The 26,822-nt window shown below is 68.5% G+C and carries 21 protein-coding genes; 3 read left to right on the top strand and 18 right to left on the bottom strand.

Features of this window, described 5'->3' with window-relative positions; all coding sequences use genetic code 11:
• Positions 1-52: 52 nt before the first annotated feature.
• The 15 genes from gyrB to FBZ87_RS14265 form a co-directional block, all read right to left on the bottom strand.
• On the bottom strand, positions 53-2,575 hold the full coding sequence (gene gyrB / locus FBZ87_RS14335) for a DNA topoisomerase (ATP-hydrolyzing) subunit B (protein ID WP_145610943.1): 2,523 nt from the start codon (positions 2,573-2,575) through the stop codon (positions 53-55).
• Positions 2,576-2,676: 101 nt separating this feature from the next.
• A complete protein-coding gene (gene recF, locus FBZ87_RS14330; protein WP_145610941.1) occupies positions 2,677-3,915 on the bottom strand; it encodes a DNA replication/repair protein RecF in 1,239 nt (412 codons plus the stop codon).
• A gap of 52 nt (positions 3,916-3,967) precedes the next feature.
• The gene (gene dnaN, locus FBZ87_RS14325) at positions 3,968-5,092 is read right to left on the bottom strand and encodes a DNA polymerase III subunit beta (RefSeq protein ID WP_145610940.1); all 1,125 of its coding nucleotides are present in this window, start codon (positions 5,090-5,092) and stop codon (positions 3,968-3,970) included.
• Between the two features lie 191 nt (positions 5,093-5,283).
• The gene (locus tag FBZ87_RS14320) at positions 5,284-6,330 is read right to left on the bottom strand and encodes a winged helix DNA-binding domain-containing protein (RefSeq protein ID WP_145610939.1); all 1,047 of its coding nucleotides are present in this window, start codon (positions 6,328-6,330) and stop codon (positions 5,284-5,286) included.
• A gap of 159 nt (positions 6,331-6,489) precedes the next feature.
• Positions 6,490-8,007: a chromosomal replication initiator protein DnaA gene (gene dnaA / locus FBZ87_RS14315; protein WP_145610938.1), complete on the bottom strand. Its 1,518-nt coding sequence runs from the start codon at positions 8,005-8,007 to the stop codon at positions 6,490-6,492.
• A 951-nt stretch (positions 8,008-8,958) separates the two neighbouring features.
• A complete protein-coding gene (gene rpsT, locus FBZ87_RS14310) occupies positions 8,959-9,222 on the bottom strand; it encodes a 30S ribosomal protein S20 (RefSeq protein ID WP_088872298.1) in 264 nt (87 codons plus the stop codon).
• A gap of 262 nt (positions 9,223-9,484) precedes the next feature.
• Positions 9,485-9,862, bottom strand: coding sequence for a hypothetical protein (locus FBZ87_RS14305; protein WP_211106942.1), 378 nt, complete (start codon positions 9,860-9,862; stop codon positions 9,485-9,487).
• Positions 9,863-9,973: 111 nt separating this feature from the next.
• Positions 9,974-10,831 (bottom strand): bifunctional DNA-formamidopyrimidine glycosylase/DNA-(apurinic or apyrimidinic site) lyase, encoded by an 858-nt coding sequence (gene mutM, locus FBZ87_RS14300; RefSeq protein ID WP_145610937.1) that lies wholly within the window; start codon positions 10,829-10,831, stop codon positions 9,974-9,976.
• 26 nt (positions 10,832-10,857) lie between these two features.
• Entirely contained in the window at positions 10,858-11,280 is a 423-nt protein-coding gene (locus tag FBZ87_RS14295) for a DsrE family protein (RefSeq protein ID WP_145610936.1), read from the bottom strand.
• Positions 11,277-12,089 (bottom strand): HesA/MoeB/ThiF family protein, encoded by an 813-nt coding sequence (locus FBZ87_RS14290; RefSeq protein WP_145610935.1) that lies wholly within the window; start codon positions 12,087-12,089, stop codon positions 11,277-11,279. Before FBZ87_RS14290 ends, FBZ87_RS14295 begins: the two co-directional genes overlap by 4 nt.
• Before the next feature lie 174 nt (positions 12,090-12,263).
• On the bottom strand, positions 12,264-13,235 hold the full coding sequence (gene cysK / locus FBZ87_RS14285; RefSeq protein ID WP_145610934.1) for a cysteine synthase A: 972 nt from the start codon (positions 13,233-13,235) through the stop codon (positions 12,264-12,266).
• 15 nt (positions 13,236-13,250) lie between these two features.
• The gene (locus FBZ87_RS14280) at positions 13,251-13,706 is read right to left on the bottom strand and encodes an RrF2 family transcriptional regulator (RefSeq protein ID WP_004273531.1); all 456 of its coding nucleotides are present in this window, start codon (positions 13,704-13,706) and stop codon (positions 13,251-13,253) included.
• Between the two features lie 17 nt (positions 13,707-13,723).
• On the bottom strand, positions 13,724-14,203 hold the full coding sequence (gene dut / locus FBZ87_RS14275; protein ID WP_186454754.1) for a dUTP diphosphatase: 480 nt from the start codon (positions 14,201-14,203) through the stop codon (positions 13,724-13,726).
• Complete coding sequence (gene coaBC / locus FBZ87_RS14270; RefSeq protein ID WP_145610932.1) at positions 14,203-15,510, bottom strand: bifunctional phosphopantothenoylcysteine decarboxylase/phosphopantothenate--cysteine ligase CoaBC; 1,308 nt, start codon at positions 15,508-15,510, stop codon at positions 14,203-14,205. The genes dut and coaBC overlap by 1 nt, the downstream gene beginning before the upstream one ends.
• A gap of 291 nt (positions 15,511-15,801) precedes the next feature.
• Positions 15,802-20,661 (bottom strand): NAD-glutamate dehydrogenase, encoded by a 4,860-nt coding sequence (locus FBZ87_RS14265; protein ID WP_145610931.1) that lies wholly within the window; start codon positions 20,659-20,661, stop codon positions 15,802-15,804.
• Between the two features lie 282 nt (positions 20,662-20,943).
• Here FBZ87_RS14265 and FBZ87_RS14260 point away from each other — a divergent pair, with 282 nt between their 5' ends.
• Entirely contained in the window at positions 20,944-22,044 is a 1,101-nt protein-coding gene (locus FBZ87_RS14260) for an NUDIX hydrolase (protein WP_338424066.1), read from the top strand.
• Positions 22,045-22,310: 266 nt separating this feature from the next.
• On the opposite strand, the gene FBZ87_RS14255 is transcribed toward FBZ87_RS14260, so the two are convergent.
• From FBZ87_RS14255 to FBZ87_RS14245, 3 genes are all read right to left on the bottom strand, one after another.
• The gene (locus FBZ87_RS14255; protein ID WP_040848183.1) at positions 22,311-22,502 is read right to left on the bottom strand and encodes a hypothetical protein; all 192 of its coding nucleotides are present in this window, start codon (positions 22,500-22,502) and stop codon (positions 22,311-22,313) included.
• A 152-nt stretch (positions 22,503-22,654) separates the two neighbouring features.
• On the bottom strand, positions 22,655-24,046 hold the full coding sequence (locus tag FBZ87_RS14250; protein ID WP_145610930.1) for a class I SAM-dependent RNA methyltransferase: 1,392 nt from the start codon (positions 24,044-24,046) through the stop codon (positions 22,655-22,657).
• Positions 24,043-24,510, bottom strand: a complete 468-nt coding sequence (locus FBZ87_RS14245) for an acyl-CoA thioesterase (protein ID WP_246134400.1) — start codon at positions 24,508-24,510, stop codon at positions 24,043-24,045. The genes FBZ87_RS14250 and FBZ87_RS14245 overlap by 4 nt, the downstream gene beginning before the upstream one ends.
• A gap of 156 nt (positions 24,511-24,666) precedes the next feature.
• On the opposite strand from FBZ87_RS14245, the gene FBZ87_RS14240 reads away from it, so the two are divergent.
• A complete protein-coding gene (locus FBZ87_RS14240; RefSeq protein WP_040843696.1) occupies positions 24,667-24,906 on the top strand; it encodes a hypothetical protein in 240 nt (79 codons plus the stop codon).
• A 498-nt stretch (positions 24,907-25,404) separates the two neighbouring features.
• Positions 25,405-26,799: an ammonium transporter gene (locus FBZ87_RS14235; protein ID WP_425465729.1), complete on the top strand. Its 1,395-nt coding sequence runs from the start codon at positions 25,405-25,407 to the stop codon at positions 26,797-26,799.
• Positions 26,800-26,822 lie beyond the last annotated feature (23 nt).

Below are 26,822 nucleotides of genomic sequence, written 5' to 3'. Positions count from 1 at the left end.
CCGGGATTCGCATCCCGGGGCGCTTTTCTTTCATTGCACAGTAAAAGGCGGATCAAACGTCCAGGTTCGCCACCTTCAGCGCGTTTTCTTGGATGAAGTCGCGGCGGGGTTCGACGATGTCGCCCATGAGGGTGGAGAACACCTCTTCCGCCTCATCCACGTGGGTGACCTTGACCTGCAACAGCGAGCGGATCTTGGGGTCCAGCGTGGTTTCCCACAGCTGGTCCGGGTTCATCTCGCCCAGGCCCTTGTAGCGCTGGATGGCCAGGCCCTGGCGGCCCTGTTCCAGCACCGCGTCCATCAGGCCGGTGGGGCCGACGATGGTGCGGGTGGTGCGGCCGCGGTAAGTCAGGGTGGCGGCGTCGGTGAAGACCGTCTTCAGGAAGTCGGCCATGGCGTCCAGGCGGCGGGCCTCCACACTCTTCAGCACGTCGGCGTCCAGGATGTGGCGGTGGGTGACGCCGCGGCTGGTGCGGAACAGCATCAGGCCGCCCTCGCGCGCGCGCTCACCCTGCCAGGCGCCCACGCCCACGGTGGCGCCCTCGCCGGCATTGCCGGCCGCCTGGGCGGCCTGGGCCTCGATGCGGTTCAGGCGGTCCGCCACCACGCGGGCCAGTTCATCGGCCCGCGCGTCGTCGGTCAGCAGGGTCATGGACAGGGCGCCGGCCACGGCCGCCTGTTCCACCACGGAGGCGTTGCCCACCTTGCGGGTCAGAGCCTGCAGCTGGTGGCGGGCGGAGCGGGCCTGCTCCACCACGTCGCGCAGCTCCCCACCCAGGCGCTCGCTGCCGTCCGCGGCCCTGAGGGTCACATCCTCCAGCCCCTGGCCGATCAGGTAATCGTCCAGCGCCCGGTCGTCCTTCAGGTAGCGTTCCTTGGCCGTGCCGCGCTTCACGCGGTACAGCGGCGGCTGGGCGATGTAGAGGTAGCCGCGCTCGATCAGCTCGGGCATCTGGCGATAGAAGAAGGTCAGCAACAGGGTGCGGATGTGCGCGCCGTCCACGTCGGCGTCGGTCATGATGATGACCTTGTGATAGCGCGCCTTTTCCGCGTTGAACTCCTCACGCCCGATACCGGTGCCCAGCGCGGCGATCAGGGTGCCGATCTCGGCCGAGGACAGCATCTTGTCGAAGCGCGCGCGCTCCACGTTCAGGATCTTGCCGCGCAGGGGCAGGATGGCCTGGAATTGGCGCGAGCGGCCCTGCTTGGCGGAGCCGCCGGCCGAGTCACCCTCGACCAGGAACAGTTCGCTGAGCGCCGGGTCGCGTTCCTGGCAATCCGCCAGCTTGCCGGGCAGCGAGGCCATGTCCAAGGCGCCCTTGCGCCGCGTCAGTTCACGCGCCTTGCGCGCGGCCTCGCGGGCGGCGGCGGCCTCGACCACCTTGCCGATGATGCGCTTGGCGTCGCCCGGATGCTCTTCCAGCCAGGTCGCCAGGGCTTCGGCCACCACCGCCTCCACCACCGGGCGGACCTCGGAGGAGACCAGCTTGTCCTTGGTCTGGCTGGAGAACTTGGGGTCGGGCACCTTCACCGACAGCACGCAGGTCAAGCCCTCGCGCATGTCGTCGCCGGAGAGGTTCACCTTCTCCTTCTTCGCGATGCCGCTCTCGTTGGCGTAGTTGTTCAGCGTGCGGGTCAGCGCCGCGCGGAAGCCGGCCAGGTGGGTGCCGCCGTCACGCTGGGGGATGTTGTTGGTGAAGCACAGCGTGCTCTCGTGATAGCTGTCGTTCCACTGCAGCGCCACTTCCACGCCGATGGTGCCGCCCAGGTCGCTCTGCCGTTCGGCGCGCAGCGCGATGCCCGGCTTGTGCAGCGGGGTCTTGGACCGGTCCAGCCACTGCACGAAGGCCTCCAGCCCGCCCTCGTAATGCAGCTCGCACGACTTGGGCTCCACCCCCCGCGCGTCGGTCAGGAACAGGGTGACGCCGGAGTTCAGGAACGCCAGTTCGCGCAGGCGGTGTTCCAGCGTCTGGTAGTCGAATTCGGTCTTGGTGAAGGTGGCCTTGGACGGCAGGAAGGTCACCTCTGTCCCGGACAGGGGGCGGCCGTCGGCCTTCAGCGGGGCGGGGCCGGTGTTGGCCAGCGGCGCCTGTGCCTCGCCATGGGCGAAGCGCATCTCCCACACCCGGCCCTGGCGCCAGATGCGCAGGTCCAGGATTTCTGACAGGGCGTTCACGACGGACACGCCCACGCCGTGCAGGCCGCCGGAGACCTTATAGCTGTTCTGGTCGAACTTACCGCCGGCGTGCAGCTGGGTCATGATGACCTCGGCCGCCGACACGCCTTCCTCCGCATGGATGTCCACGGGGATGCCGCGGCCGTCGTCGCGCACGGTGCAGGAGCCATCGGGATTCAGGATGACGTCCACCCGCGTGCAATAGCCGGCCAGCGCCTCGTCGATGGCGTTGTCCACGACCTCGTACACCATGTGGTGTAGGCCGGAACCATCGTCGGTGTCGCCGATGTACATGCCGGGACGCTTGCGCACCGCATCAAGGCCTTTCAGCACTTTGATGGAGCTGGCGCCGTAATCCTCGGCGGCGGAGTCGGGGGTCGTCAGAGCTTCTTGTGCCATGGATACACTCTACCAGATATCGCGTCGCCCAGGGGCAAAACCGTCATAACCAAGGGGGATCGCAGCCCCCCATTCCGCGGACTCTCGAAAGCGCCAGGGGCCTATCCGGCGCCCACCACCACGCCGCCGCCGGTTTCGTCCGGAACCACCCGGACGTGGCTGGCGGCGGTCCCCAGCTCGGCGAAGGTGGCGGCGTCGGTGCCCGTCATCCACGCCTGGGACCCCGTGGCCAGCACCTCCTGGAACAGGGCGGTGCGGCGCTCGGCATCCAGGTGGGCGGCCACCTCGTCCAGCAGCAGCAGGGGCGGCGCCCCGCCCTCGGCCGCCATCAGCCGGGCGTTGGCCAGCACGATGGCGATCAGCAGGGCCTTCTGCTCCCCGGTGGAGCCCAGGTCCGCCGGCATGCCCTTGGCCAGGTAGGTCACGGCCAGGTCGCTGCGGTGCGGGCCCACGGTGGTGGTGCCGGCGTGCGCGTCGATCCGCCGCGCCTCCGCCAGGGCCCGGCGCAGCGTGTCCTCCGCCTCCACCGCCGGCCGGTCGGCCAGCCAGCCGTCCAGAGTGCCGGTCAGGGCCAGGCCCGGCGCCGGGAAGGGCCCCACGCCCCGGCGGCAGGCGGCGGCCAGGCGGGCGGTCACGTCGCGGCGGGCGGCGGCCACAGCGATGCCGTTGGTCGCCATCTGATCCTCCAGCACCGTCAGCCAGGAGGGGTCGCCCCCCTCGCGCAGCAGGCGGATGCGGTCGCGCATGGCCTGTTCGAAGCGGCTGAGGTGGCCGGCATGCTCGGGATGGAAGCCGAACACCAGCCGGTCCAGGAAGCGGCGGCGGCCGGCCGCCCCCTCCACGAACAGGCGGTCCATCTGCGGCGTCAGCCAGACGCAGGAAACATATTGCGCCAGCGCCATCTGGCTTTTGGCCGGGCGGCCATCGATGTGCACCACGCGGCGCTCGCTGCCCGGGGCGCCGTTGGGGTCGCGGCCGGTGCCGATCTCCACCGCGCCCAACGGCGTCTGCACCTCGGCGGCCACGGCCCAGCCCGGCGTCTCCCAGGTTTCGCCCGGGGCCTGCAGGCGTTCCACGTCGCCCAACTTGGCGCGGCGCAGGCCGCGCCCGGGGGCCAGAAAGCTGACGGCCTCCAGCAGGTTGGTCTTGCCGGCGCCGTTGGGACCGGTCAGCGCCACCGGCCGCCGGTCCAGCGTCAGGCGGGCCTGGGCGTAGGAGCGGAAGCGGGTGACGGTCAGCCGCGTGACGGCCAGCGCCGCGAATGGCGCGGGCGCCGCCCCCCCATGCTCATGAGGGGCGCCCTCCGGCTTCCCCGTCAGGGGCGGCTCTTCTGTGGACATGGCGCCCATATTGGCCAGCAACCGCTACTGCCGCCCCGGGGACCCCAGGACCTCAAACGCGCATTGGCATGAGGACATAGAGGGCCGAACCATCGGCCACGTCGCGCACCACGGTGGGCGAGCCAGCGTCGGCCAGGGTGAAGCGAACCCCCTCGCCCTCGATCTGCTGGGTGATGTCCAGCAGGTAGCGGCTGTTGAAGCCGATCTCGAGCGCGGTGTTGTCGTAGCTGACCTCGATCTCTTCCGTCGCGGAACCCGCCTCGGGGCTGGAAGCCGACAGGGTCAGGATGCCGCGGTCCAGGCTGAGCTTCACCGCCCGGCTCTTTTCCGTGGAGATGGTGGCGACGCGGTCGACGGCGGCGGCGAACTGGCCGGCGTTGACCTCCATCACCTTGTCGTTGCCCGTGGGGATGACACGCTCATAGTCCGGGAAGGTGCCGTCGATCAGCTTGCTGGTCAGCACGATGCTGTCGAACGCGAAGCGCACCTTGGTGTCGGACAGTTGCACCTCGATGCGGTCCGCCGCCTCGTCCAGCAGCTTGCGGACCTCGATCACGGTCTTGCGCGGGACGATGACGCCGGGGATGCCGCCGGCGCCGTCCGGCAGGGCCATCTCCACCCGGGCCAGGCGATGGCCGTCGGTGGCCACGGCGCGCAGCACGGGGATTTCAGCGGCACCGGTCTTGGCCTTGGAGGCGTGCAGGTAGATGCCGTTGAGGTAGTAGCGCGTCTCCTCGGTGGAGATGGCGAACTTGGTGCGATCCACCAGCATCTTCAGGTCGCTGGCCGACAGGCTGAAGCGGTGGCCGGTGTCGCCGCCGGCCATGACGGGGAAATCCTCCACCGGCAGGGCGCCCAGGCGGAACTGCGACCGGCCGGACCGCAGGGTCAGCGTGTCGGCGGTGAAGTCCAGTTCCACCTGGCTGCCATCCGGCAGCTTGCGGGCGATGTCGTACAGGGTGTGGGCGGGGGCCGTGGCGGAACCGGGACGCGCGATGTCGGCCGGCACGGATTCCACAATCTCCAGATCCATGTCGGTGGCGGTCAGCGCCAGCTCACCGTTTTCCGCCTTCAGCAGGACGTTGGACAGGATCGGAATGGTGTTCCGACGCTCCACCACGCTCTGAACATGACCGAGAGACCGGAGCAAAGCCGCGCGTTCGATGGTGATCTTCATGCCGTTCCGCTTGTGCTGACCCGTCGCCCCTGTGAGGCGCGGCGATTGTTTGCCTTGAATCCCCCAAGGCCCCCCCACAGGGCCTGGAAAAAGGGGTGGTCACCATAGCACAAGCCCCGCGCGGCGACAGCGTTTTCGACCGATTCCAGAGCCATTCGGAAGGCCGAGTCGCCGCCTGTCCGAAAGGGGGATCATCCGCCCGCGTATCGCGCGTCCAGGCCGCCCGAAAGGTGGCGCAGGCGGCCCAGGACGACCCGCCGTTCCGCCTTGGTGAGCCGGCCCAGCGGCGCCAATTCCACCTCCCACGCCGGCTGGCCTTGGACGGCCAGGCGGCGATGGGTCCAGGTCGCCGCCACCCGCCCCTGGCGCAGCACCACGGCCGAGATCCAGCCGGCCTGGCGGTAGATGGCGGTACGGTGCCTGGCATCCACCACCTGGGCGGTGTCGGCGTGGGCCAGCAGCCAGGGATCGAACAGGGGCAGCACCGCAAGGTGGCCGGCCGGCATCTCGGCGGCGCGCGCCGCCGCCTCGTCCTGCGCCAGGATGTAAGCGGGACGGCCGTCCATCTCCACCGCCAGCAGTTCGCCCGCCAGGTCCTGGAAAGCCTGGCGGCAGGGGCCGGCGGGAATGCCGGCGAACTTGCGGAAGTCGGCCGGCGTCGCCGGACCATAGGCTGCCAGATAGCGGCGCAGGAAATTTGCCACGCCCCGCGCGCTGTCCGCCGGCGCCACCGCCTGGCCCAGCCAGGCGGGCAGGCCCACGAAGGCGGCCTCGTTATCGTCGGGACGCGGGGGACCATGGCACAGATGGCCCAGGGCGCAGGCCAGCTTCAGCACCCCACCCCAGCTGTGCTCCAACCAGGGCCGGGCCCAGTCACCCAGCTGCGGCACCAGCCGGCGGGACAGGTCCATGCGGCTGTGCGGCCCATCGGCCAGGGCCCGGACCACGGCGTCGATCAGCGTCGCCACCCGGTCGGGGGGCAGGCCCTCGCGGCTGTACCACGCGTGGTACTCCGGCTGCTTCAGGCGGCGCAGGGCCAAAAGGTCGCCCAGGTCGGCCGTAGGCACCAGATGCAAGGTGGAGCGCTGGGCCCACAGCTTGACCAAGCTGCGGCTGTCATGGAGGGCCCTGGCCACATCAGCATCGGCCAGGGCGGCCGTGCGCGCCCGCAATTGCAGGATGGCGGCGGACTGCACCTGGGCCTGGGCGCCCAGCAGCGTGCCGGCCGCCGTCAGCATGTCGGGCGCCGGGGCCAGCAGATGCTGGCGGTCCAGGCGGAAGGCCAGCGCCTGGGGCAGTGAGATCGCCAGGGGGGAGGTCAGGATGGCACCCCGATCAAGGAAGGGAGCGGACCGGGTACATTAGGGCGGGCCTTGACTGTTCCGCCAAGCCGCCCCTCAGCCTTCCAGCATGCGCCGCAGCAGTTCCACGTCCTCGGAAAAGGTCGGGTCGGTGGCGCACAACTCTTCCACCTTGCGCACGGCGTGCATCACGGTGGTGTGGTCGCGGTCGCCGAACTTGCGGCCGATCTCGGGCAGGGAGCGGGCGGTCAGCTGCTTGGACAGGTACATCGCCACCTGGCGCGGGCGGGCCACGGCGCGGGCGCGGCGGGCGGAGCTCATGTCCGCCAGGCGGATGTTGTAATGCTCCGCCACCTTCTTCTGGATTTCCTCGATGGTCACCCGGCGGTTGCTGGCGCGCAGCAGGTCGTGCAGCACTTCCTGGCTGCTTTCCAGGGTGATGGCGCGGCCCACCAGCTCAGCATGCGCCACGATGCGGTTGAGGGCGCCTTCCAGCTCACGCACGTTGGACGTGATCTTGTGGGCCAGGAACTCCAGCACCTTCTGCGGAATCTGCACCCGCATCTGCTCGCCCTTGGACTGCAGGATGCCCAGGCGCAGCTCGTACGTCGTCGGGTGGATGTCGGCCACAAGTCCCCAGCCGAGGCGGGAGCGCAGGCGCTCCTCCATGCCTTCCAGGTCGGACGGGCTCTTGTCGGCGGAGATGATGACCTGGCGGTTCTGGTCCACCAGGGCGTTGAAGGTGTGGAAGAACTCTTCCTGGGTGCTGTCCTTGCCGCTGATGAACTGCACGTCGTCGATCATCAGCACGTCGACGGAGCGGAACTGCTCCTTGAACGCCATCGTGTCCTTGTACCGAAGCGCCCGGATGAACTGGTACATGAACTTTTCCGCCGACAGGTAGATCACCCGGCGAGCGGGGTCCTTCTTGCGGATGTGCCAGGCGATGGCGTGCATCAGGTGGGTCTTGCCCAGGCCCACGCCGCCGTACAGGAACAGCGGGTTGAAGGTCACGGCGTTGGCGTCGGCCACGCGGCGGGCGGCGGCGAACGCCAGCTCGTTGGGTTTGCCCACCACGAAATTCTCGAAGGTGAAGCGCGGGTCCAGCAGGGCCGAGACATCGTCGCGCTCCTCCCCCAGGCCGTTTCCGGCGATGAAGGCGGGCAGGGCCGGCGCCTCGGCAACCCCGTTCAGGCCGCCATGCAAGCCGCCGTTGAGGGACGCGGACGCCTCGACCTCGTCATATGTGGGCAGGTGACCGATGCCGGTTTCCGCCAGCGGCCCAGCATCGGTGGTGGCGTTGGCGGCGGCGCGCGGGGCTGTGGTCAGGGCGCCGCCGAGCGAGGCGTCGTTGCGCGGGGGGGCCACGACGATTTCCACGGACTGGACGCCGGGATTCTCGCCCGACCATAGGGCGCGGATGCGATCGGCGTAATGGGTGCGGATCCAGTCGCGCATGAAGCGCGTGGGCACGACAATGCGCACCTGGCCGCCAATGAAATCCTCAACGGTCAGCGGCTTCAGCCAGCTGCGATACGCGGTTTCACCCACCTCGTCCTTCAGGCGCCCGCTGATGCGCGCCCATTGCTGATCCAGAGATGCCTGAACCGACATTCCCGCTTCGCTCCTGCCCCAACGCCTTCCGGACCCGGACAATCAAATAAGACGACACCGGCCATCGATAGCCGGCCTGACAACCGGATCAAATCGGACCGGAACCTTATGCCGGGAAAGCCCGGTTCCCCCATGAGACAGGTCATCCCGGGATGCATCACCCCGGCAGGTGCCTCATGAAGGCCGGAGGTCCGGGCGACGAGCCCGGAGCCGAACGAAGGCATGGGAGCCGGCTGGACAGCCGGCACGATGGATGATGATGGAAAAAGGCGGTGGACCACGCAAGGTTCCACCCTTTCCAACACCGCCCTAACCCCGCTTCGTCAGCCCCTATCGTCGGCCCTGTCCCGGCTGGTTCCGTGACCACCTTTCCTCCCACCGGAACGTTTACCGGCACTGGGTTTGAGGCATCGCCCCGCCCCGTCCGGCATCATTCCGCTGAAACACCAGGCAGACCAAAACCCACACACGCAAACAAAACCGCGCACCTCACGGGATTCGTTTTAAAGAATCTCCCGTAGACGCATGATCTTCTTCAAAGATTCAGAAATCTACCAACGCCAGAGTGATGTAGAGCGCCAAGCGTCAGCATCAATGTACATCTGCCATCGGTCTGCGCGGGCGTTTCCGCCGCTTGATTACTTCATCGAGGAGAACGACCCCGCACATCCGGAGATGCTAGTCGGGCCGTCCGGGACTCGCAATAGGCTCGAAAAGGGAACAAGCAAAAAAGACCGAATGATGCTCGCACCCGCCGCCCGTCACCGGCCCTTCGGACTATTCTGGAAGAATAGGTAAGGATGAACGCAGTAACGACGAGCGGACAAGGAAAAGGCCGCGCCCCCGCCTGTGTCCGGCAGGACGCGGCCTCATCCAATCCACGGTCAAGAGCTGGGACCCCGCCTCATGCGCCGGGCCCCGAGGGCCCGCGCGATCGGCGCGGCCGGCTTATCAGCCCAGAGCGTTGATGCGGAGAGACAGACGGGAAATCTTGCGCGACACCGTGTTGCGGTGCAGCACGCCCTTGGAGACGCCACGCATCATTTCCGGCTGGGCCAGCTTGAACGCCTCCGCGGCGGCGGCCTTGTCGCCGGCTTCCAGGGCCAGCTCAACCTTCTTCACGAAGGTGCGGATACGGGACACGCGGGCCCGGTTCACTTCGGTACGGACTTCCGTCTGACGGATACGCTTTTCAGCGGACTTATGATTAGCCATGACAAACCCTTTTCGAACACGACCCTTGCCGTGGAAGGCCGGGCTTATACCCCCTCCCCACGAAACCGTCAAGCGGCACAGCCCTAAAAACCGCGCCAGACTAGACCAAAATCCGGCGGACATGCCCTTGCTTTGGACATCCCGGCCCCCCGGATTCAACGAGTCTAAAACCAGATATGGGCGATTCTGTCGCCGCACCCCAAGATCATGCGTCTTTTACTTTAAACATACCCTTTCCCTTGGGGCGCACTTCGAAAGCGGGCTACTGCGGGCGCAGAATGAAATGCACCACGGTTTCCGCCCGGCTGCCCATGCCGTCGCGGGTCGCCGTGATCTCCAGCTTCTCCCCCTCGCGCGCCCAGCGGCCGTCGCCGGAGGGGTGCCAGCCCAGCTGCGGCAGGGTCTGGGCGTAGAAGGCGGTGATGGCGGCGGCGCTGACGTCGCCCTGGGCCGCCGACTCGACAATGCGGCCTTCCGGCTGGTCGAAAACCACCGCCGCGTTGGCCGGTGCCATCAGCCCCGGCATCAAGGGCAAATCCTCCACCCCCGGCACAAAGCCCGGCTCCACCGGTCCAGCGCCGCCCGGCCCAGCGGCCAAGAGCAGGGGGATGGAAACGGCGGCGGCGAGGACAAGGCGCATTCAGGGCTCACGCGGGGGGCCAGGGAAGCCGGCAAAGTTCGGCCGGCGAGGTTCGCTGGGCGATAAGGTGAAGCATGGCGGGCCGCCCATCAACGGCCAAGGCCGCATGCGTCAGCGCTGCCGCCGTGCGCAGAAGAAGCTGGACCGGCCGGCCTGCACCAACCGTTGCACGCCACCCGTGCGGGCCACGTCGCAGTCGCAACCCGGGCAGGCCTGGCCCTCCCGTCCGTAAACGGCGAAGGAGTGCTGGAAGTAGCCCAGCTCGCCATCCGACTGGACGTAATCGCGCAAGGAGCTGCCGCCGGCGGCGATGGCCTCGGTCAGCACGTCGCGGATGGCCGGCACCAGCCGCTGGGCGTCCTTGCCCGCCACGCTGGCCGCCGATCGTTCGGGGCTGATGCCGGAGCGGAACAGCGCCTCGCAGACATAGATGTTGCCCAGCCCGGCCACCACGCGCTGGTCCAGCAGCGCTGCCTTGATGGGCGTCATCTTGCCGGCCAGGCGCGCAGACAGCGTATCCGGGTCAAACGCGTTGCCCAGCGGCTCCGGCCCCAGCTTGGCCAGCAGAGGATGGCTGTCCACCTCCCCGTCCGCGATCAGGTCCATGAGGCCGAAGCGGCGAGGGTCGTTGAAGGTGACGACGGCGCCGTCGTCCGTTTCCATGACCACATGGTCGTGCGCCCCGGGCGCGCCGGCAGGCCCCCGGCTGACCACCATGCTGCCCGACATGCCCAGGTGGATCAGCAGCGTGTCATTCCCCGAACCGGAACCAGGCTCAAGGCGCACCAGCACATACTTTGCCCGGCGGCCGATGCCGGCCACGCGGCGGCCCGTCAGGCGCTGGACGAAGCCGGGTGGGAAGGGCGTGCGCAGGTTGGGGCGGTGCTGGGCCACGCGCACCAGCGTGCGGCCCTCCATCTTCAGGGCCAGGCCCCGGGCCACGGTTTCGACCTCGGGCAATTCAGGCATGGCGGAGCGCTCTCAGGCTGGGCGGATCACAGGTGGATAAGATGGGCGCCTGGCGGGGTCGCCTGCAACAGCGTCACCACCCCCGCCGTTTCCACCGTCACATCGGGACGCAGCGCCGGCTTGTCCAGCCCCAGCACGCGCCAGCCCATCTCACAGGCCATGACGCGCACCCCCAGGGGGTCCAGCGACTCGGTCAGCTCCGCCAGGGTGGCGACGTTGGTCTCCGCGAATCGCCGCTCGCGCTCGATGGCGGTGCTGCCGTCATCCGCCGGGTCCAGGCCCATCCAGCCGTCGTCCGCCAGCAACAGGCGCAGGGCGCGACCGGTGACGAACAGCAGGGCGGGGCGGCCGATGGCCGCCGCCGCCGTGGCCATGACCAGGGCGTAATGCACCCGGTCGAAGCCGCCCGAGTGCAGCACGATGGAAAGCCCCGGTTGAGTGGTCGTCATGCTGTCTCTTCCCCCGGCCCCGTTTCACCGGGCAGGGCGGTGATGCTCGGGTGGCTGCCGCACAGCGGGCAGTCGGGGTCCGGCTTCACCCGAACGGTGCGGAAGGAGGCCCCCAGGCTGTCATAGAGCATGAGGCGGCCGGACAGGCTGTCGCCGATGCCCAGAAGCTCCTTCAAGACCTCCAACGCCTGCAGGGATCCCACCGTACCGGCCAGCGCACCCAGCACCCCCGCCTCGGAACAGGAGGGCACCAGGCCCGGCGGCGGCGGTTCGGGAAAGACGCAACGGTAGCAGGGATGGGGGTGGCCTTCGTGGGCCTTAAACGTGGAAATCTGCCCATCGAAGCGCAGCATGGCGGCCGACACCAACGTGCGGTGCTCGAAATAGCAGGCGTCGTTCAGCAGGAAGCGGGTGGCGAAATTGTCCGACCCGTCGGCCACGATGTCGTAACCCCGTATCAACTGCCGGACGTTGCCGGGGGCCAGGCGCGTCCGGTGCACCTCCACCACCACGTCGGGGTTGATGGCGCGCAAGCGGGCGGCGGCGCTGTCCACCTTGGCCTGGCCCAGCGAGGCCATGTCGTGCACCACCTGTCGCTGCAGGTTGGACAGATCGACCGTGTCGTCGTCGACGATGCCGATGCGTCCCACCCCGGCCGCCGCCAGGTACAGCAACAGCGGCGCGCCCAGACCGCCAGCGCCCACCACCAGGACGGAACTGGCCAGCAGCCTGGCCTGCCCCTCCCCACCGACCTCCTTCAGGATGATGTGGCGGGAATAGCGCTCGATCTGTGAGTCATTAAAGTCCATCGCGCCCTCAAGCGCCGGGCGCGGCCATCCGGCCGCTTGGCTATCCTCGCAGCGCCCTGCGGTGCTCGCTCCGGCGACCGCAGTCGCGGCCTAGATTAAGTAAGGAATGAACCTAGCGGAAAAAAGGGGGACCGGCGCTGTGACCGGTCCCCCCTTAGCGCCGATCCAGGCCGATCAATCCAGGCCGTCGAACAGGCCGGTGGACAGGTAACGCTCGGCGAAGCTGGGCAGGATCACGACGATCTGCTTGCCCTCGTTCCCCGGGCGGGCGCCCAGTTCCAGGGCGGCGGCCAGGGCGGCGCCGGAGCTGATCCCGACGGCGACACCTTCCAGCTTGGCCACCTCGCGCGCCGTCTCGAAGGCGCGCTGGTTGGAAATGCGCAGCACCTCATCGATCAGGTGGGTGTCCAGGATGTCGGGCACGAAGCCGGCGCCGATGCCCTGGATCTTGTGCGGGCCCGGCAGGCCGCCAGACAGCACGGGGCTGTCCTCCGGTTCCACGGCCACGGCCTTGAAGCTGGGCTTGCGCTCCTTGATCACGCTGGCCACACCGGTCAGCGTGCCGCCGGTGCCCACGCCGGAAATCAGGAAGTCCACCCCGCCGGCGGTGTCGGTCCAGATCTCCTCGGCCGTAGTGCGGCGGTGGATCTCCGGGTTCGCCGGGTTCTTGAACTGCTGCAGGATGTAGGCGTCGCCGGCCTCGGCCGCCAGCTCCTCCGCCTTGGCGATGGCGCCCTTCATGCCCTGGGCCGGCGGGGTCAGCACGATCTCGGCGCCCAGCAGCTTCAGCATGCGGCGGCGTTCCACCGACATGCTTTCCGGCATGGTCAGGATCAGGCGGTAGCCCTTGGCCGCGGCCACAAAGGCCAGCGCGATGCCGGTGTTGCCCGAGGTGGGCTCGATCAGCAGGGTGCGGTCGGGAGAGATGCGGCCGTCGGCCTCGGCGGCCTCGATCATGGCCAGGCCGATGCGGTCCTTCACGCTGGACAGCGGATTGAAGAACTCGCACTTGCCGATGATGTCGGCCTTCACGCCGTGGGCGGCGGCCAGGCGCTTAAGGCGCACCAGGGGGGTGGCGCCCACGGTTTCCAGGATGCTGTCGTAAACGCGGCCGCGGAAGGCGGCGCTGGGGGCGGTGTCAGCCATGGTTCGATCCCTTCCTTAGATGCTGAAGTCCAGCTTGTGGGTCGCTTCGCTTTCGATGCCGGCACGGTGGGCGCGCAGGCACAGATCCTCAATGGTGGTCTGGTCCAGGCGGCGCATGCAGTCGTCCTGCAGTTCGGCCCACAGCGGGCGCACCACCTGCCGGCCCAGCTCGGCCCCCACCGCCTCTTCCATGGGATCGGTGGCCTGTTCCAGGGCGCGGACGATGCGTACGATCTCACCCACCGTGATGCGGCGGCGTTCACGCGCCAGACGGTAGCCGCCCCGGGGGCCGCGCACGCCGGCCAGTATGCCCGCCCGCACCAGGGCCTGCAGCACCTGTTCCAGGTAACGCTTGGGGATGCCCTGCCGCGCCGTGATCTCACCCGACTGCACGGGTTCGGAGCCGGCGTTGTAGGCGATGTCCAGCACCACCTCGATGGCGAACATCAGCTTCTTGGAAATCCGCAGCATCCCTTCCCCCATTTTTATCAGCCCGCCCGGCCGGTGGCGGTCGCGGTGACGCCGGTGGAGCCGAAGCCCCCGGCGCCCCGGGCGGTCTCATCCAGGCTGTCCACCTCTTTCCACTGAGCGCGCTCGTGGCGGGCGATCACCATCTGTGCGATGCGCATGCCGCGCTCGACAGTGAAGGGCTGGTCCCCCAGGTTCACCAGGATGACGCCCACCTCGCCCCGGTAATCGGCATCCACCGTGCCCGGGGCGTTCAGCACCGTGACGCCGTTCTTCAGCGCCAGGCCCGACCGCGGGCGCACCTGCGCCTCGAAGCCCACCGGCAGGGAAATGGCCAGGCCCGTGGGCACCAGCGCGCGGCCCAGGGGCGGGATCACCACCGGGGCCGACACGGCCGCCATCAGGTCCAGGCCGGCGGCCTGGGCGGTGGCATAGGCCGGCAGGTCCAGGTCCCGGCCATGGGGCAGACGGGTGACGGCGACGGTAACGGCTTCGGTCATCAAACGGGTTCCGGACTGTTGTTGCTTGTTGAAAGGGCGATGGGGGTCGGCAGGGTGTCGGCGATGGCCTGGGCCAGGCGCACCGCCACCTCGGTCTTGGACAGACGCGGCCAGGTTTCGATCAGAGGGGCCTCGGGTTCCGCGCCCCGGCGCAGCAGATGCACCTGGTTGTCGTCACCACCGAAGGTGCCGGTTCCGGTCGCCACGTCATTGGCGACGATCCAGTCGCAGCCCTTCTTGGCCAGCTTGGCGGCAGCGTAGGTCAGCACGTCGCGCGTCTCGGCGGCGAAGCCCACCACCAGGCGGGGTCGCGCCGGGCCGGCCTGGGACAAGGTGGCCAGGATGTCGGGGTTCTCCGCCAGGGTCAGGGTGGGTGGGCCGTCCGGGCCCTTCTTCACCTTGTCGCCCGCAGCGGCGGCCACGCGCCAATCGGCCACGGCGGCAGCGCAGACGGCGATGTCGGCAGGTCCGTCGGGTGTTTGAAGGGCCGCTTGGCTGGCGGCCAGCATCTCGGCCGCCGTCTCCACCCGCACCACGCGCACGCCCGGCGGATCGGCCAGGGTGACGGGGCCGCTGACCAGGGTCACGTCGGCGCCCAGCGCCGCCAGGGCCGCCGCCACGGCATGGCCCTGCTTGCCCGACGAGCGGTTGGCGATATAGCGCACGGGGTCGATAGGCTCGTGGGTGGGCCCGCTGGTCACCACCGCGCGACGGCCGGTCAAGGGTTTCGGCCCCTGCCGTTCCGCGAAGAAGGCGGCGATGCCGGCCACGATCTCCATCGGTTCCACCATGCGGCCGGAGCCGACCTCGCCGCAGGCCATGTCGCCGGCGGCGGGCCCCAGGCGCCGGACGCCGCGCTGCTCCAGCGTGCGGACATTGGCCTGGGTGGCGGGGTTGGTCCACATCATGACGTTCATGGCCGGTACCACCATCACCGGCTTGTCCGTGGCCAGCAGCGCCGTGGTCGCCAAGTCATTGGCCATGCCGGCGGCCATGCGCGCCAGGATATCGGCGCTGGCCGGGGCCACCACCACCAGGTCGGCCTCGCGCGACAGGCGGATGTGCCCCATCTCCGACTCATCGGTCAGGGAGAACAGGTCGGTGTAGACCTTTTCCTCCGACAGGGCAGCCACGGACAGGGGTGTTACGAATTGCTGCGCGCCCTCGGTCAGAACGGCGCGGACGCGAACGCCGCGTTCCTTCAGCCGGCGGATCAGTTCCAGGCATTTATACGCCGCGATGCCGCCGGAAATGACCAGCAGCAAGCGCTTGCCATTCAGAACGCTGTAATCCGGGGTCGCGGACAAGGGGCACCTTCGGAACCGGTTTCCCCAAGGGATATCAGGGAAACGACATCACCCACCGGACAATCTTCGCAATGCACGGGCATGTGATGTGAAATCAATAAATATGAAGTCGCCGGGCTTTGCGCAAGCGACAGTTCGACGCCATCGCCCACAGCGCAGATGGCGGAGAATCGGGGTTGAAATTCACGCAAAAACTTCCCCGGGTTTGAGGTCTTATTCCCTCGGCCGCCGGGGACGGCGCCAGCGGCATGGGGACGCGCCCCATGCCGCTGGTTCTGCCGTACAGGCCGATCAGCCGGCCGTCAGGCCGCGCAGCTGGCGGGTGGCCACGGCCAGCATGGCCACGTCCAGGTGCGCCACGCCGCGCAGTTCGGCCAGCAGGGACTGGATACGGTCCAGCGGACCGGACTTGGCGGCGAGCCAGCCGTCGATCAGGGCGGTGGCATCGTCGCCCTCGCCGGCCAGCACGCGGGCCGCAAGACGACCCTGCAGGCCGTAGAGGTCGTCGATGATGGCGCCCAGGGCCTGGCGCTGCCAGTGGGTGGTGGTCTTCACCGCCTCCGCCCGGCCACGCAGCCAGTCGAAGCCCAGCCGTTCGCCCAGCGCGAAGTGGACGGCTGCGACCGTCTCCACCCCCCGGTTGGTTTCGACCGCGATCTGGCTGATGTCGGTGGCGGCCCCCAGGGCGGACAGGGCCGCCACGTGGTGGGCCAGCTCAGCCGGCACGCCGGCCTGCTCCAGCTCCTCCTTCTTGGCGGCCAAGTCGGCGGCGGCGTCGGGCGACAGGATGTCGGCCAGCGCCTTGGACAGCACCTTCACCGCCGGGGCCAGACGGGCGATGCCGGCCGCCATGTCCAGGGGGTGGGCGTTGTTGAGCAGAGTCCAGGGCACGGCGCGGCGCAGCAGGCGGCGCGTGGCCAGGCCCATGGCCGCCTGGGTGGCCGCCGGGACCTGGTTGTCCAGGGCGTCGATGGCCTTCCACACCGCCGGCAGGCCATAGGCGTCGCGGGCGATGTGATAGGCGCGGGCGACATCCGCCTCGCCCAGGCCGGTCTGCTCCACCATCTCGGCCACGAAGCTGGGACCGACGCGGTTCACCATGCTGTTGGTGGCCACGGTGGCGATGATCTCACGGCGCAGCTGGTGGCCGGCCACAGCCTGCGGATACTGCCGCTGCAGGCTCTCCGGGAAATACTCCACCAGATCGGCGGCCATCTTGGCATCGTCCGGCAGGTCGGAATTCAGCAGCTTGTCGTACAGGTCGATCTTGGCATAGGCCAGCAGCACCGCCGTTTCCGGCCGCGTCAGACCGCGGCGGGCCTGGGCGCGCAGCGATACCTCCTCATCCGTCGGCAGGAACTCGATGGCGCGGTTCAGCTTGCCCGCCTTTTCCATGAGCCGCATGAAGCGGGCCAGGTCGTCCAGCGTGTCCGGCGCCACCGCCTCGTCAATGGAAAGGGCCTGGGTCTGCTGGTAATTATCGGCCAGCACCAGCTCCGCCACGTCGTCGGTCATGGTGGCCAGCAGCGCGTCGCGCTGGGGCAGGGTCATGCTGCCCTTGTCCATCACGTCGCGCAGCAGGATCTTGATGTTGACCTCATGGTCCGAGGTGTCGACGCCGGCGGAGTTGTCGATGGCGTCGGTGTTGAGCCGCACGCCGGCCTGCGCCGCCTCGATGCGGCCGCGCTGGGTGAAGCCCAGGTTGGCGCCCTCGCCCACCACCTTGGCGCGGACCTGGCGGCCGTCGATGCGCAGGGCGTCGTTGGCCTTGTCGCCCACCTCGGCGTTGCTCTCGCCCCCGGCCTTCACATAGGTGCCGATGCCGCCCAGCCACAGCAGATCCACATCCGCCTTCAGGATGGCCTGCATCAGCTCGGCCGGGGTCAGGCGTTCCGCCGTAATCCCCAGGGCCGCCCGGACCTCCGGCGACAGCGGGACCGACTTGGCCCCACGCTCGAAGATGCCGCCCCCCTGGGACAGCTTGGACTTGTCATAGTCCGCCCAGGAGGAGCGCGGCAGGTCGAACATGCGCTTGCGCTCTTCCCAGCTGCTGGCCGCATCCGGGTTGGGGTCCAGGAAGATGTGGCGGTGGTCGAAGGCGGCCACCAAGCGGATGTGCTTGGACAGCAGCATGCCGTTGCCGAACACGTCGCCCGACATGTCGCCCACGCCCACGACGGTGAAGTCCTGGGTCTGGCAATCCCGGCCCAGCTCACGGAAGTGGCGCTTCACCGCCTCCCACGCGCCGCGCGCGGTGATGCCCATCTTCTTGTGGTCGTACCCGGCAGAGCCGCCGGAAGCGAAGGCGTCGTCCAGCCAGAAGCCGTAGTCGCGGCTGACCCCGTTGGCGATATCGGAGAAGGTGGCCGTGCCCTTGTCGGCCGCCACCACCAAGTAGGGATCGTCACCGTCCAGGCGCACCACGTCCTGGGGCGGCACCACCTGGCCCTTCACCAGATTGTCGGTGATGTCCAGCAGGCCGCGCATCATGGTCTTGTAGCACTCGATGCCTTCGGCCAGCGCCGCCTCGCGGCCGGCGGACGCCGGCGGCGGGTTCTTCACCACGAAGCCGCCCTTGGAGCCCATGGGCACGATGACGGCGTTCTTCACCATCTGCGCCTTGATCAGGCCCAGGATCTCGGTGCGGAAATCCTCCTTGCGGTCGGACCAGCGGATGCCGCCGCGCGCCACCTTGCCGCCGCGTAGGTGCACGGCCTCGACCCGGGGGCTGTAGACCCAGATTTCCACCATGGGCCGGGGCAGCGGCAGATCGTCGATGGACCGGCTGTCCAGCTTGAACGACAGGTAGGCCTTGGGCTGGCCGTCGGCGCCCTTCTGGAAGAAGTTGGTGCGCAGCGTGGCGCGGATGAGGTTCAGCATTCGCCGCAGGATGCGGTCCTCATCCAGGTTGGTGACCTGGTCCAGGGCGTGGTCGATCTCCACCACCAGGCCCATGCGCCGGCTGTCCACCTCTTCCCGGCCCAGCTTGGCCAGGATGGCCGGGTCATGGGCCAAGTGGAACAGGCGCACCAGCAGCTTGGTGATGCCCACGTGGGCCGCCAGCGTGTCCTCGATGTAGGACTGGGAGAAGTCGAAGCGCGCCTGGCGCAGGTACTTGGCGTAAGCGCGCACCATGGTAACGTCGCGCCAGGCCAAACCGGCCCCCAGCACCAGCTTGTTGAAGCCGTCGGTCTGGGCCTCACCGGTCCAGACGCGCATGAAGGCGTCCTCGAACGCCTCCTTCACCGCATCCAGCTCGACGGCCTGGCCGTTGGCCATCTTCATCTCGAAGTCCTGGATCCAGATGGACTTCTCGCGGCCGGGCAGACGCACCTCGTGCGGGCCGCCTTCCGCGAGGATTTTCAGGCCCAGATCCTCCAGCATGGGCAGGGCCTGGGACAGCTGCACCGGCGTGTCGTCGTGGTAGACCTTGAAGAACAGCTCGTGCGGCTCGGCCTCCACAGGACGGTGCAGGTTCAGCGCGATCTGGCCGGTGGCCGCCACCGTCTCCAGCCGCTCGATGTCCATCACGGCGGCTTCGGGGCTGTAGGTCTCGCGATAACCCTCGGCCAGGGTGCCGCGGCGGTAACGGCGGGCCAGCCGCAACCCGACCTCCTCGCCCTTGGCGTCGATCAGGGCCTGCTGCAGGCGTTCGCCCCAGCCGCGCGCCGCCTCGATCAGGGTCTCCTCGACGTCGCGGACGTCGTAGTCCGGCACCTTGCCGGGGGTGGTCTGGATGATAATGTGGGCGCGGGCCAGCGCGCTTTCCGACAGCATCACATGGTATTGCGTCGTCTTGCCCTCGAACGCCGTCTCCAGGATGCCCTGCAGCTTCAGCCGCAGGTCGGTGTCGTAGCGGTCGCGCGGGACGTAGATCAAGGCGCTGACGAAGCGTTCGAACGGGTCTTTGCGCACGAACAGGGCCACGCGCTGACGGTCCTGCAGGTGCAGCACGCCCATGGCGATGTCGAACAGCTCGTCATCGCTGGTCTGGAACAGCTCATCCCGGGGATAGGTCTCCAGGATGTGCAGCAGGGCCTTGCCGTCGTGGCTGGATTTGTCGAAGCCCGCCCGCTCCAGCGCCCGGTTCACCTTCTGACGCAGGTAGGGGATCTCGCGCGCCGTGCGGTTGTAGGCGACCGAGGTGAAGAGGCCGACGAACAGCCGCTCGCCGATCTCGACACCCTGGTCGTCGAACAGCTTCACCATCACGGCGTCCAGCGGCGCCGGGCGGTGGACGGTCGAATCCTTGTTGGCCTTGGTCACCATGATGGCGCGCGGCTGGCGCACGAAGGCGCGCACGTCCGGCGGCAGCTGGGAGAAGTAGCGCAGGCCGTCGAAGACCGAGACCTCGTCATCGCGCAGGATGCCCAGGCCGGCGCCGGCCAGGATGTCCAGCGTGTCCTGGCCATCCTCCTTGCCGAAGCGGTATTCGCGGACGCCGAGGAAGATGAAGTGGTCGTCATCGATCCAGCGCAGGAAGTCCACGCCCTCCGCCACCTCGGCGGCGTCCAGGGACTGGCTGCTCTTCCGCGACTCGTCGATGGTTTCGGCCACGCGGCTGCGCATGGCCTCGAAGTCCTCCACGGCGGCGCGCACGTCCGCCAGGACATGGACCAAGCCCGCGCGGACCTTTTCCAGCAGTTCAGGAGAGGTCTGCTGATCGACCTCCACATGCATGAAGCTTTCGGCCTTGGCGTCGGCGGGGGCGGCGTGCGGCTCATACAGCTCGACCAGGCGGCCGTCGGCGTCGCGCCTCACCTTCACCACCGGGTGGATCACCAGGTGCACCGTCAGGCCGTGGCGGTTCAGTTCCGCCGAAACGCTGTCCACCAGGAAGGGCATGTCGTCGTTGACGATCTCCACCACCGTGTGGGGGGCATGCCAGCCGTCCTGCTCCACCTTGGGATTGCAGACGCGCACCTGGGCGGTGCCGGCCTTGCGCACGGCGCCAAACTGCCACATGGCGATGGCGGCGCCGTACAGCTCATCACTGCTGCTGCGCAGGATGTCGTCAGGGGGCACGTTGGCGTAGAACTGCCGGACGAAACGTTCCGCCGGGGCGGCCTTTTCCCGAGACAGGCGATCCCGCACCTTGGCGGCGATCTGCTCGGTCAGTTCGGATTTGCGCTGTTCTGCTTTGAGCGCCATGGGTCTCTCTCCCGAAGTCGGACCTTCTCTCACGACATGTGGTCGCCACACGGCGGCCGGCCCGTTAATTCGCGGGGCCTACCATAGGCAAATCATGGTGGGGAAACGAAGCGGCATCCTGCGGCTTAGGACAATAAGCAGATTGTCGTCTTTTAACAGGAGCCCGTGAACTTTCTCTTGCTGTCAAAAGCGTCTCGGACAACACATTCTGTCGCGCCCCGGGACGGGCCTCCGCCCCGGGTCCGGAAAAGGTGCCCCGAAAACAGATTTGGCGGGAGACTCGTGACCAGCGCCCAGGCCCCCCAGCCCCAGCCCGGCCAGCCCATCCCACAGCCCATGGGCGAGCGCGCCTCCATCGGTCTGACCGCCGTGATCGTGGCGGTGACGCGGGAGGTGCCGCGCGTGCTGGTGGTGCGCCGCCTCACCCATGACTTGGCGACGCCACAGCAGCAGGCCAGCGGCGACTGGGACGCCCTGCCCTTCGGCCCCTTCGCGCCGGAGCGCCACCGCACCCTGGAACAGGGGCTGCGCCGCTGGGTGACGGAGCTGACGGGCCTGCCCCTGGGCTATGTTGAGCAGCTCTACACCTTTGGCGACCGCTATCGCGATCTGCGCGAGGTGGACGGCGACGCCCGTGTCGTCTCCATCGGCTATATCGCCCTGACGCGCGAGGCGCCGCTGTCGGGATCCGGGGCCGCCGAATGGCACGACTGGTACAGCTATTTCCCGTGGGAGGATTGGCGCGACGGCCGGCCGGCCATGATCGCCCGCACCCTGCTGCCGGCGCTGGAGCGCTGGGCCGAGCATGATCCGGAATTGGCGGCCGCACGCCGCGACCGGGTGCACACCACCTTCAGCCGTGACGACGACGCCTGGGACTATGAACGGGTGCTGGAGCGGTATGAGCTGCTGTACGAGGCAGGCTTGGTGGCGGAGGCGCCGCGCGACCGCGCCGTGCTGGCCCGCCTGGCGCAGAACGGCAAGCTGCCAGCCGACGTGGCCGGCCTGTGGTCCGGCCCGGTGCAGCCCGAGGCGCTGGCCGCCACCGGCATCCCCATGGCCCAGGACAACCGCCGCATCCTGGCGGCGGCGCTGGGGCGGGTGCGGGGCAAGCTGAAATACCGGCCGGTGGTGTTCGACCTGCTGCCGCCGCAGTTCACCCTGTTCCAGCTGCAGCGCCTGGTGGAGGCGCTGTCCGGCGTACGCCTGCACAAGCAGAACTTCCGCCGCCTGCTGATCGCCGGCGGCCTGGTGGAGCCCACGGGCGCCCTGGAAGTGCGCACCGGCGGCCGCCCGGCGGAACTCTACCGCTTCCGCCGCGAAATCCTGCGGGAACGCGCCGCCGCCGGGGTTGGTCTGCCCACGATACGCATTACCGAGTAATATTTATTGGTCCGCCTCAGACGCCAGCGGGCCATCAGGCCCTTGGCTAAACCTCGCTTTGCAGTCCGCTGCCGCTCCCCGCAAAGCTCCGGCGGCCGCAGTCGCGGCCTAGCCCGGTTCCGTCACAAGCAATATGGCACGGAGCGTAGCGACAAGGCCACGACCGTGGCCGCCGCAGCGAGCACCGCAGGGCGCAGCGAGGAAGCCAAGTCCCCGGATGAGGACGCCGGCGCTTGAGGAACACTCAAGAACCGGCGTTTGAGGAACTATTCCAGATACGCATCCACCTCGGCGGCGGCGCGGTCCAGCGGCCAGTCCAGACGGTCGATGATCTGTTCGACGGCGGTGTCGGCGTCCAGCGTCCGGCGGCCCAGCCGGTCCAGGATGTCGTTCAGCACGTTTTCCTCCGCCACCGTGGCCGGGGCGTAGGACTTCAGGATCTCAAGCGCCTTGCTCATGGGACTGACGGACTCGCTTCTGGATTGCGCCAACGGGGGTGCGGTTATAGCACGTCATCGCGCCCCCCGCACAGCCGCACCGGCCTAGCCACGTCACCTTTAGCGCCACTGCGGCAGACTGGTAACGCTGCCCCCATTCCTCACGGCATCCATCACGGCCGGCGGAAACGGGCCGCGACCTCCAGATGGGGGGACCATAGGAACTGGTCCACCGGCACCAGGCGCTCCAGGACGTAGCCGCCCTCCAGCAGCAGGGCGGCGTCGCGGGCGAAGCTGACCGGGTTGCAGGAGATGGCGACCACCACCGGCACGGTGGATGCGGCCAGGGCCGCCGCCTGGGACGCGGCGCCGGCGCGCGGCGGATCGAACACCACCGCCTGGTAGGCCGACAATTCCGCCGGGGACAAGGGTTCCTTGAACAGGTCGCGGCGTTCCACCGTCACGGGATGGCCGCCGCCCGCCATGCGGGCCGCCGCCTCCAGCGCCGTGATGGCGACACCATCGCCCTCAACCGCGTGCACGGGCGCCAAGGTGGACAGGGGGAAGGTCAGGGTGCCGCTGCCGGCGAACAGGTCGGCTACCCTGGCAGCACCCTTCGCCCCGGCCAAAGCCTCCGCCACCAGCGCGGCCTCGCCCTCAGCGCTGGCCTGCAGGAAGGACCCCGCAGCGGGCGATACCGCCACCGGGCCAAAGCGCACCACGCCGGTGCGGCGGAGCGCGATGGGCTCCGCCGGCGCGCCCGGCCGCTTGGACCAGGTGAGGCGGGCCAGGTCATGAGCCTCGGCGAAGGCGCCCAGCTTTTCCAGGGCGTTCAGGTCGGGCTGCGGCAGTCCCACCAAAAGGACGTCCGGCCCGTCGTCCAGCAGGGTCAGCGCCACGTCCAGCGTATGCTCGTCCGGGAGCAGATCCAGCAGCAGGGCGCGCAGGGGAGCGACCAGCGCCATCAGGCGCGGCGCCAGCACGGTGCACTCCTCGATGTCCACCAAGCGGTGGCTGGCGCGCTCATTGAAGCCCAGCCACAGGCGGCGGCCCCGGCGGGCGGCCGCCAGCACGGCGCGCCGACGGGCATGGGGCGGCGTGCGCACCAGCGGAGCCATGGGCAAATTGGTGACGCCGGCGCGCGACAAGGCGTGGCGCAGCTGTTCCACCTTCCAGGCGCCGTAGGTCTCAGCATCCATATGCTGCAGGGTGCAGCCGCCGCAAGTGCCGAAGTGGCGGCAGGCGGGGTCGGCACGGCCCGGCCCCTCGGCCAGCAGCGACACCGGTTCCACCAGCCAGCCCTCGCCGCGCTGCTGGGCGAAGCGCACCATCAGCCGGTCGCCCACCAGGGTCTGGGGCACGAACAGGCGGTGGTTCGGCCCATACGGCTCCTGCCAGTGGGCGACACCGTCGCCCAGGGCGCCCACGCTTTCCACCGTGATTTCGATAGGGCCGCTGGTGGGCGGCTCCACCGGCGGACGGGCGGCAGGACGGCGGGACTGGTGGCGGCCGGCGGAAGGCTTGCCGCGCGCGGGGGTGGGCCCGGGGGAGGAACGACGGCTCACAGCAGGGTCTCCATGACGGGGCGCAGATCATCGGGGATGGGGGTGGGGCGATGGCTATCGACATCCACCAGAACGGAGACGGACAGGGCGGTGGCGTGGCACCGGCCGCCAACGAACAGGCCGCTGCCCGTCGTCCACGACGTGCGGCCCAGGCGCACCAGGCGGGTGCCGATGCGCACGGCGTTGGGGTAGGTGATCTCCGCCAGGTAATCGATGGTGATCTTGCGCATCACGATGGCATGACGGTCGAAACCCACCCGGCCGCGCAGGGCCTGGTGCAGCGCCACGCGGCCCGATTCGAAATAGACCCCGAAGGCGTTGTTGTTGACGTGGCCCACCGGGTCCAGGTCATTGAAACGCACGTGCTCATCCGTCCAGAAACGGTAGCTGCCGGCATCGGCCAGGTCGAAGGGCGGGTCGGCCGCGTCGCTGGAGGCAGACGGAAGCGGGGTCGGGGCGGACACTGGCGTTAAGTTCCTGTGACGGGGCGGGGTTCGCCCAGGGATTAGGGGTATGGAACCGGATTTGGCAAGCGGGGCGGCGTGACGACACCCGGCAAGGGTGCTATAGCTGCCCATCATCTGATCCATACACCCCTATTATCACAGTGAAGGTCTGCCATGAGCGACACCAACAACTCCACCGCGGAAGCCCTGTTCGAAAAGGCGCTGAGCGTCGCGGAAAAGCATCTTGAGGCGGCGCTCAAGGAGGCGGGCCCCCTGGCCGCCTATGTGGCGGTCGCCATGATCGAAGTGGCCGTCAACCAGGCGGTGGAAGAGACCACCCACCAGGACGTGGTGGACATGCTGCACGACCTGGCCAACCAGATCGAGCAGGACGCCGACGAGGAAGAGGAATAATCATCGCCTTCCTCACGGCTGATTGAGAGTTTGCTGCGGCGCCGGCGCCTGCCCCTTCCCCCCTGTCCCGGGGTGGCGATGGGGTGGCGCCGGCGTCGTTGCTTTTGGGGCACCCCATTCGGTGACATCCGGAATGAAGCCCGAAAAATAGGCAATTCCCGCATAGTTTGGCGCCAGAGGCGCCGATATTTGATGGTGTCCTACCCTAATGTCTTGATCCCACTATCAGTGCAGTGTGAATTTTGATGGGATTTCGCCTATCCTTTAAGCAGCTGGGCGCCAGCATGCGACTTCCTCCGCCGATCCCGCCCATAATTTGATCATCCGCCCCCGCCCCAAAGCCCAGACAGCTTTCGAATGTATCGCGGCACGAAGTTTGAAAGAGGGGGCCGCGCGCTTTTCAGGGTGCGGGTTCGCGGATGGCCAGCGGACCGGGCCGGTGACGGCTTTGGACCGCCAGCGGTGACTGATAACGCGGTGATTGGGATGGGGTATGGCATGAGCAGTTTGGGTAAGCGTTTCCTGGGACTGGGCGTAGGTGTGCTGGCGGCGGGCCTGCCCGCGCTGGCCATGGCGCAGGATGCCGCGGCGCCCGCCGCGGCCACGGCGGCCCCCACCATCAGCGGCGGCGACACGGCGTGGATGCTGATGTCCACGGCCCTGGTGCTGATGATGACCATTCCCGGCCTGGCGCTGTTCTACGGCGGCATGGTGCGCAAGTTCAACGTGCTGGCCATGGTGATGCAGAGCTTCACCATCACCTGCCTGGTCACGGTCATCTGGGCGCTGGTGGGCTACAGCCTGTCCTTCACCGCCGCCAGTGACGCCGCCGACGCCAAGGAATTCATCGGCGGCTTCAGCCGCGTGCTGCTGGCGGGCATGGACCCGACCGGCACCCACAGCCTGGCCCCGACGATCCCGGAGCCGGTGTTCATGATGTACCAGATGACCTTCGCGATCATCACGCCGGCGCTGATCACCGGCGCCTTCGCCGACCGCATGAAGTTCTCGGCGATGCTGATCTTCATCACGCTGTGGTCGCTGCTGGTCTACGCCCCCGTGGCCCATACCGTCTGGCATCCCAACGGTTTCATGGCCAAGCTGGGCGTGCTGGACTTCGCCGGCGGCACCGTCGTGCACATCAACGCCGGCATCGCCGGCCTGGTGGCCTGCCTGGTCATCGGCAAGCGCAAGGGTTATCCCAACGCCGACTTCAGCCCGCACAACCTGGTGCTGAGCCTCATCGGCGCCTCACTGCTGTGGGTGGGCTGGTTCGGCTTCAACGCCGGTTCGGCCCTTACCGCCGGCCCGCGCGCCGGCATGGCCATGACCGTGACCCAGGTGGCCACGGGCGCCGCGGCGCTGGCCTGGGTGTTCGTGGAATGGGCCCTGAAGGGCAAGCCCTCGGTCCTGGGCATCATCTCGGGCGCCGTCGCCGGTCTGGTGGCCATCACCCCGGCCGCCGGCTTCGTCGACACCGTCGGTGCCTTCGCCATCGGCATCGCCGCCGGCGTCATCTGCTTCTTCACCGCCACGTCCATGAAGCGCGCCCTGGGCTATGACGACAGCCTGGACGCCTTCGGCGTGCACGGCATCGGCGGCATCGTGGGCGCCATCCTGACCGGCGTGTTCGCCAAGATGTCCATCGCCAACAGCGAGGGCGCCTTCGCCGCCACGCTGAAGGACGCGCCGGACACCAAGCTGGGCCTGATCGAGGGCAATGTCGGCCAGGTGCTGACCCAGCTGGAAGGTGTGGCCTTCACCGTCGTCTGGTGCGCCGTCATCACCTTCATCCTGCTGAAGATCATCGACCTGGTGATCGGCCTGCGCGTCGATGAGGACATCGAGCGCGACGGCCTGGACATCGCGCTCCACGGCGAGTCGATCCACTAATACAAGGGCGGGTCAGCCCGAAA

The organism is Nitrospirillum amazonense (assembly GCF_007828035.1).
In the GTDB taxonomy this organism is placed as follows: Bacteria; Pseudomonadota; Alphaproteobacteria; order Azospirillales; family Azospirillaceae; genus Nitrospirillum; species Nitrospirillum amazonense.
This window is presented reverse-complemented; position numbering and strand designations above follow the sequence as displayed.

Bases quoted from the DNA above. Each gene is read 5' to 3' on its own strand.
- gyrB (WP_145610943.1), bottom strand. From the start codon at position 2,575: ATGGCACAAGAAGCTCTGACGACCCCCGACTCCGCCGCCGAGGATTAC.
- recF (WP_145610941.1), bottom strand. From the start codon at position 3,915: ATGTCCACAGAAGAGCCGCCCCTGACGGGGAAGCCGGAGGGCGCCCCT.
- dnaN (WP_145610940.1), bottom strand. From the start codon at position 5,092: ATGAAGATCACCATCGAACGCGCGGCTTTGCTCCGGTCTCTCGGTCAT.
- FBZ87_RS14320 (WP_145610939.1), bottom strand. From the start codon at position 6,330: ATGCTGACGGCGGCCGGCACGCTGCTGGGCGCCCAGGCCCAGGTGCAG.
- dnaA (WP_145610938.1), bottom strand. From the start codon at position 8,007: ATGTCGGTTCAGGCATCTCTGGATCAGCAATGGGCGCGCATCAGCGGG.
- rpsT (WP_088872298.1), bottom strand. From the start codon at position 9,222: ATGGCTAATCATAAGTCCGCTGAAAAGCGTATCCGTCAGACGGAAGTC.
- FBZ87_RS14305 (WP_211106942.1), bottom strand. From the start codon at position 9,862: ATGCGCCTTGTCCTCGCCGCCGCCGTTTCCATCCCCCTGCTCTTGGCC.
- mutM (WP_145610937.1), bottom strand. From the start codon at position 10,831: ATGCCTGAATTGCCCGAGGTCGAAACCGTGGCCCGGGGCCTGGCCCTG.
- FBZ87_RS14295 (WP_145610936.1), bottom strand. From the start codon at position 11,280: ATGACGACCACTCAACCGGGGCTTTCCATCGTGCTGCACTCGGGCGGC.
- FBZ87_RS14290 (WP_145610935.1), bottom strand. From the start codon at position 12,089: ATGGACTTTAATGACTCACAGATCGAGCGCTATTCCCGCCACATCATC.
- cysK (WP_145610934.1), bottom strand. From the start codon at position 13,235: ATGGCTGACACCGCCCCCAGCGCCGCCTTCCGCGGCCGCGTTTACGAC.
- FBZ87_RS14280 (WP_004273531.1), bottom strand. From the start codon at position 13,706: ATGCTGCGGATTTCCAAGAAGCTGATGTTCGCCATCGAGGTGGTGCTG.
- dut (WP_186454754.1), bottom strand. From the start codon at position 14,203: ATGACCGAAGCCGTTACCGTCGCCGTCACCCGTCTGCCCCATGGCCGG.
- FBZ87_RS14265 (WP_145610931.1), bottom strand. From the start codon at position 20,661: ATGGCGCTCAAAGCAGAACAGCGCAAATCCGAACTGACCGAGCAGATC.
- FBZ87_RS14255 (WP_040848183.1), bottom strand. From the start codon at position 22,502: ATGAGCAAGGCGCTTGAGATCCTGAAGTCCTACGCCCCGGCCACGGTG.
- FBZ87_RS14240 (WP_040843696.1), top strand. From the start codon at position 24,667: ATGAGCGACACCAACAACTCCACCGCGGAAGCCCTGTTCGAAAAGGCG.
- FBZ87_RS14235 (WP_425465729.1), top strand. From the start codon at position 25,405: ATGAGCAGTTTGGGTAAGCGTTTCCTGGGACTGGGCGTAGGTGTGCTG.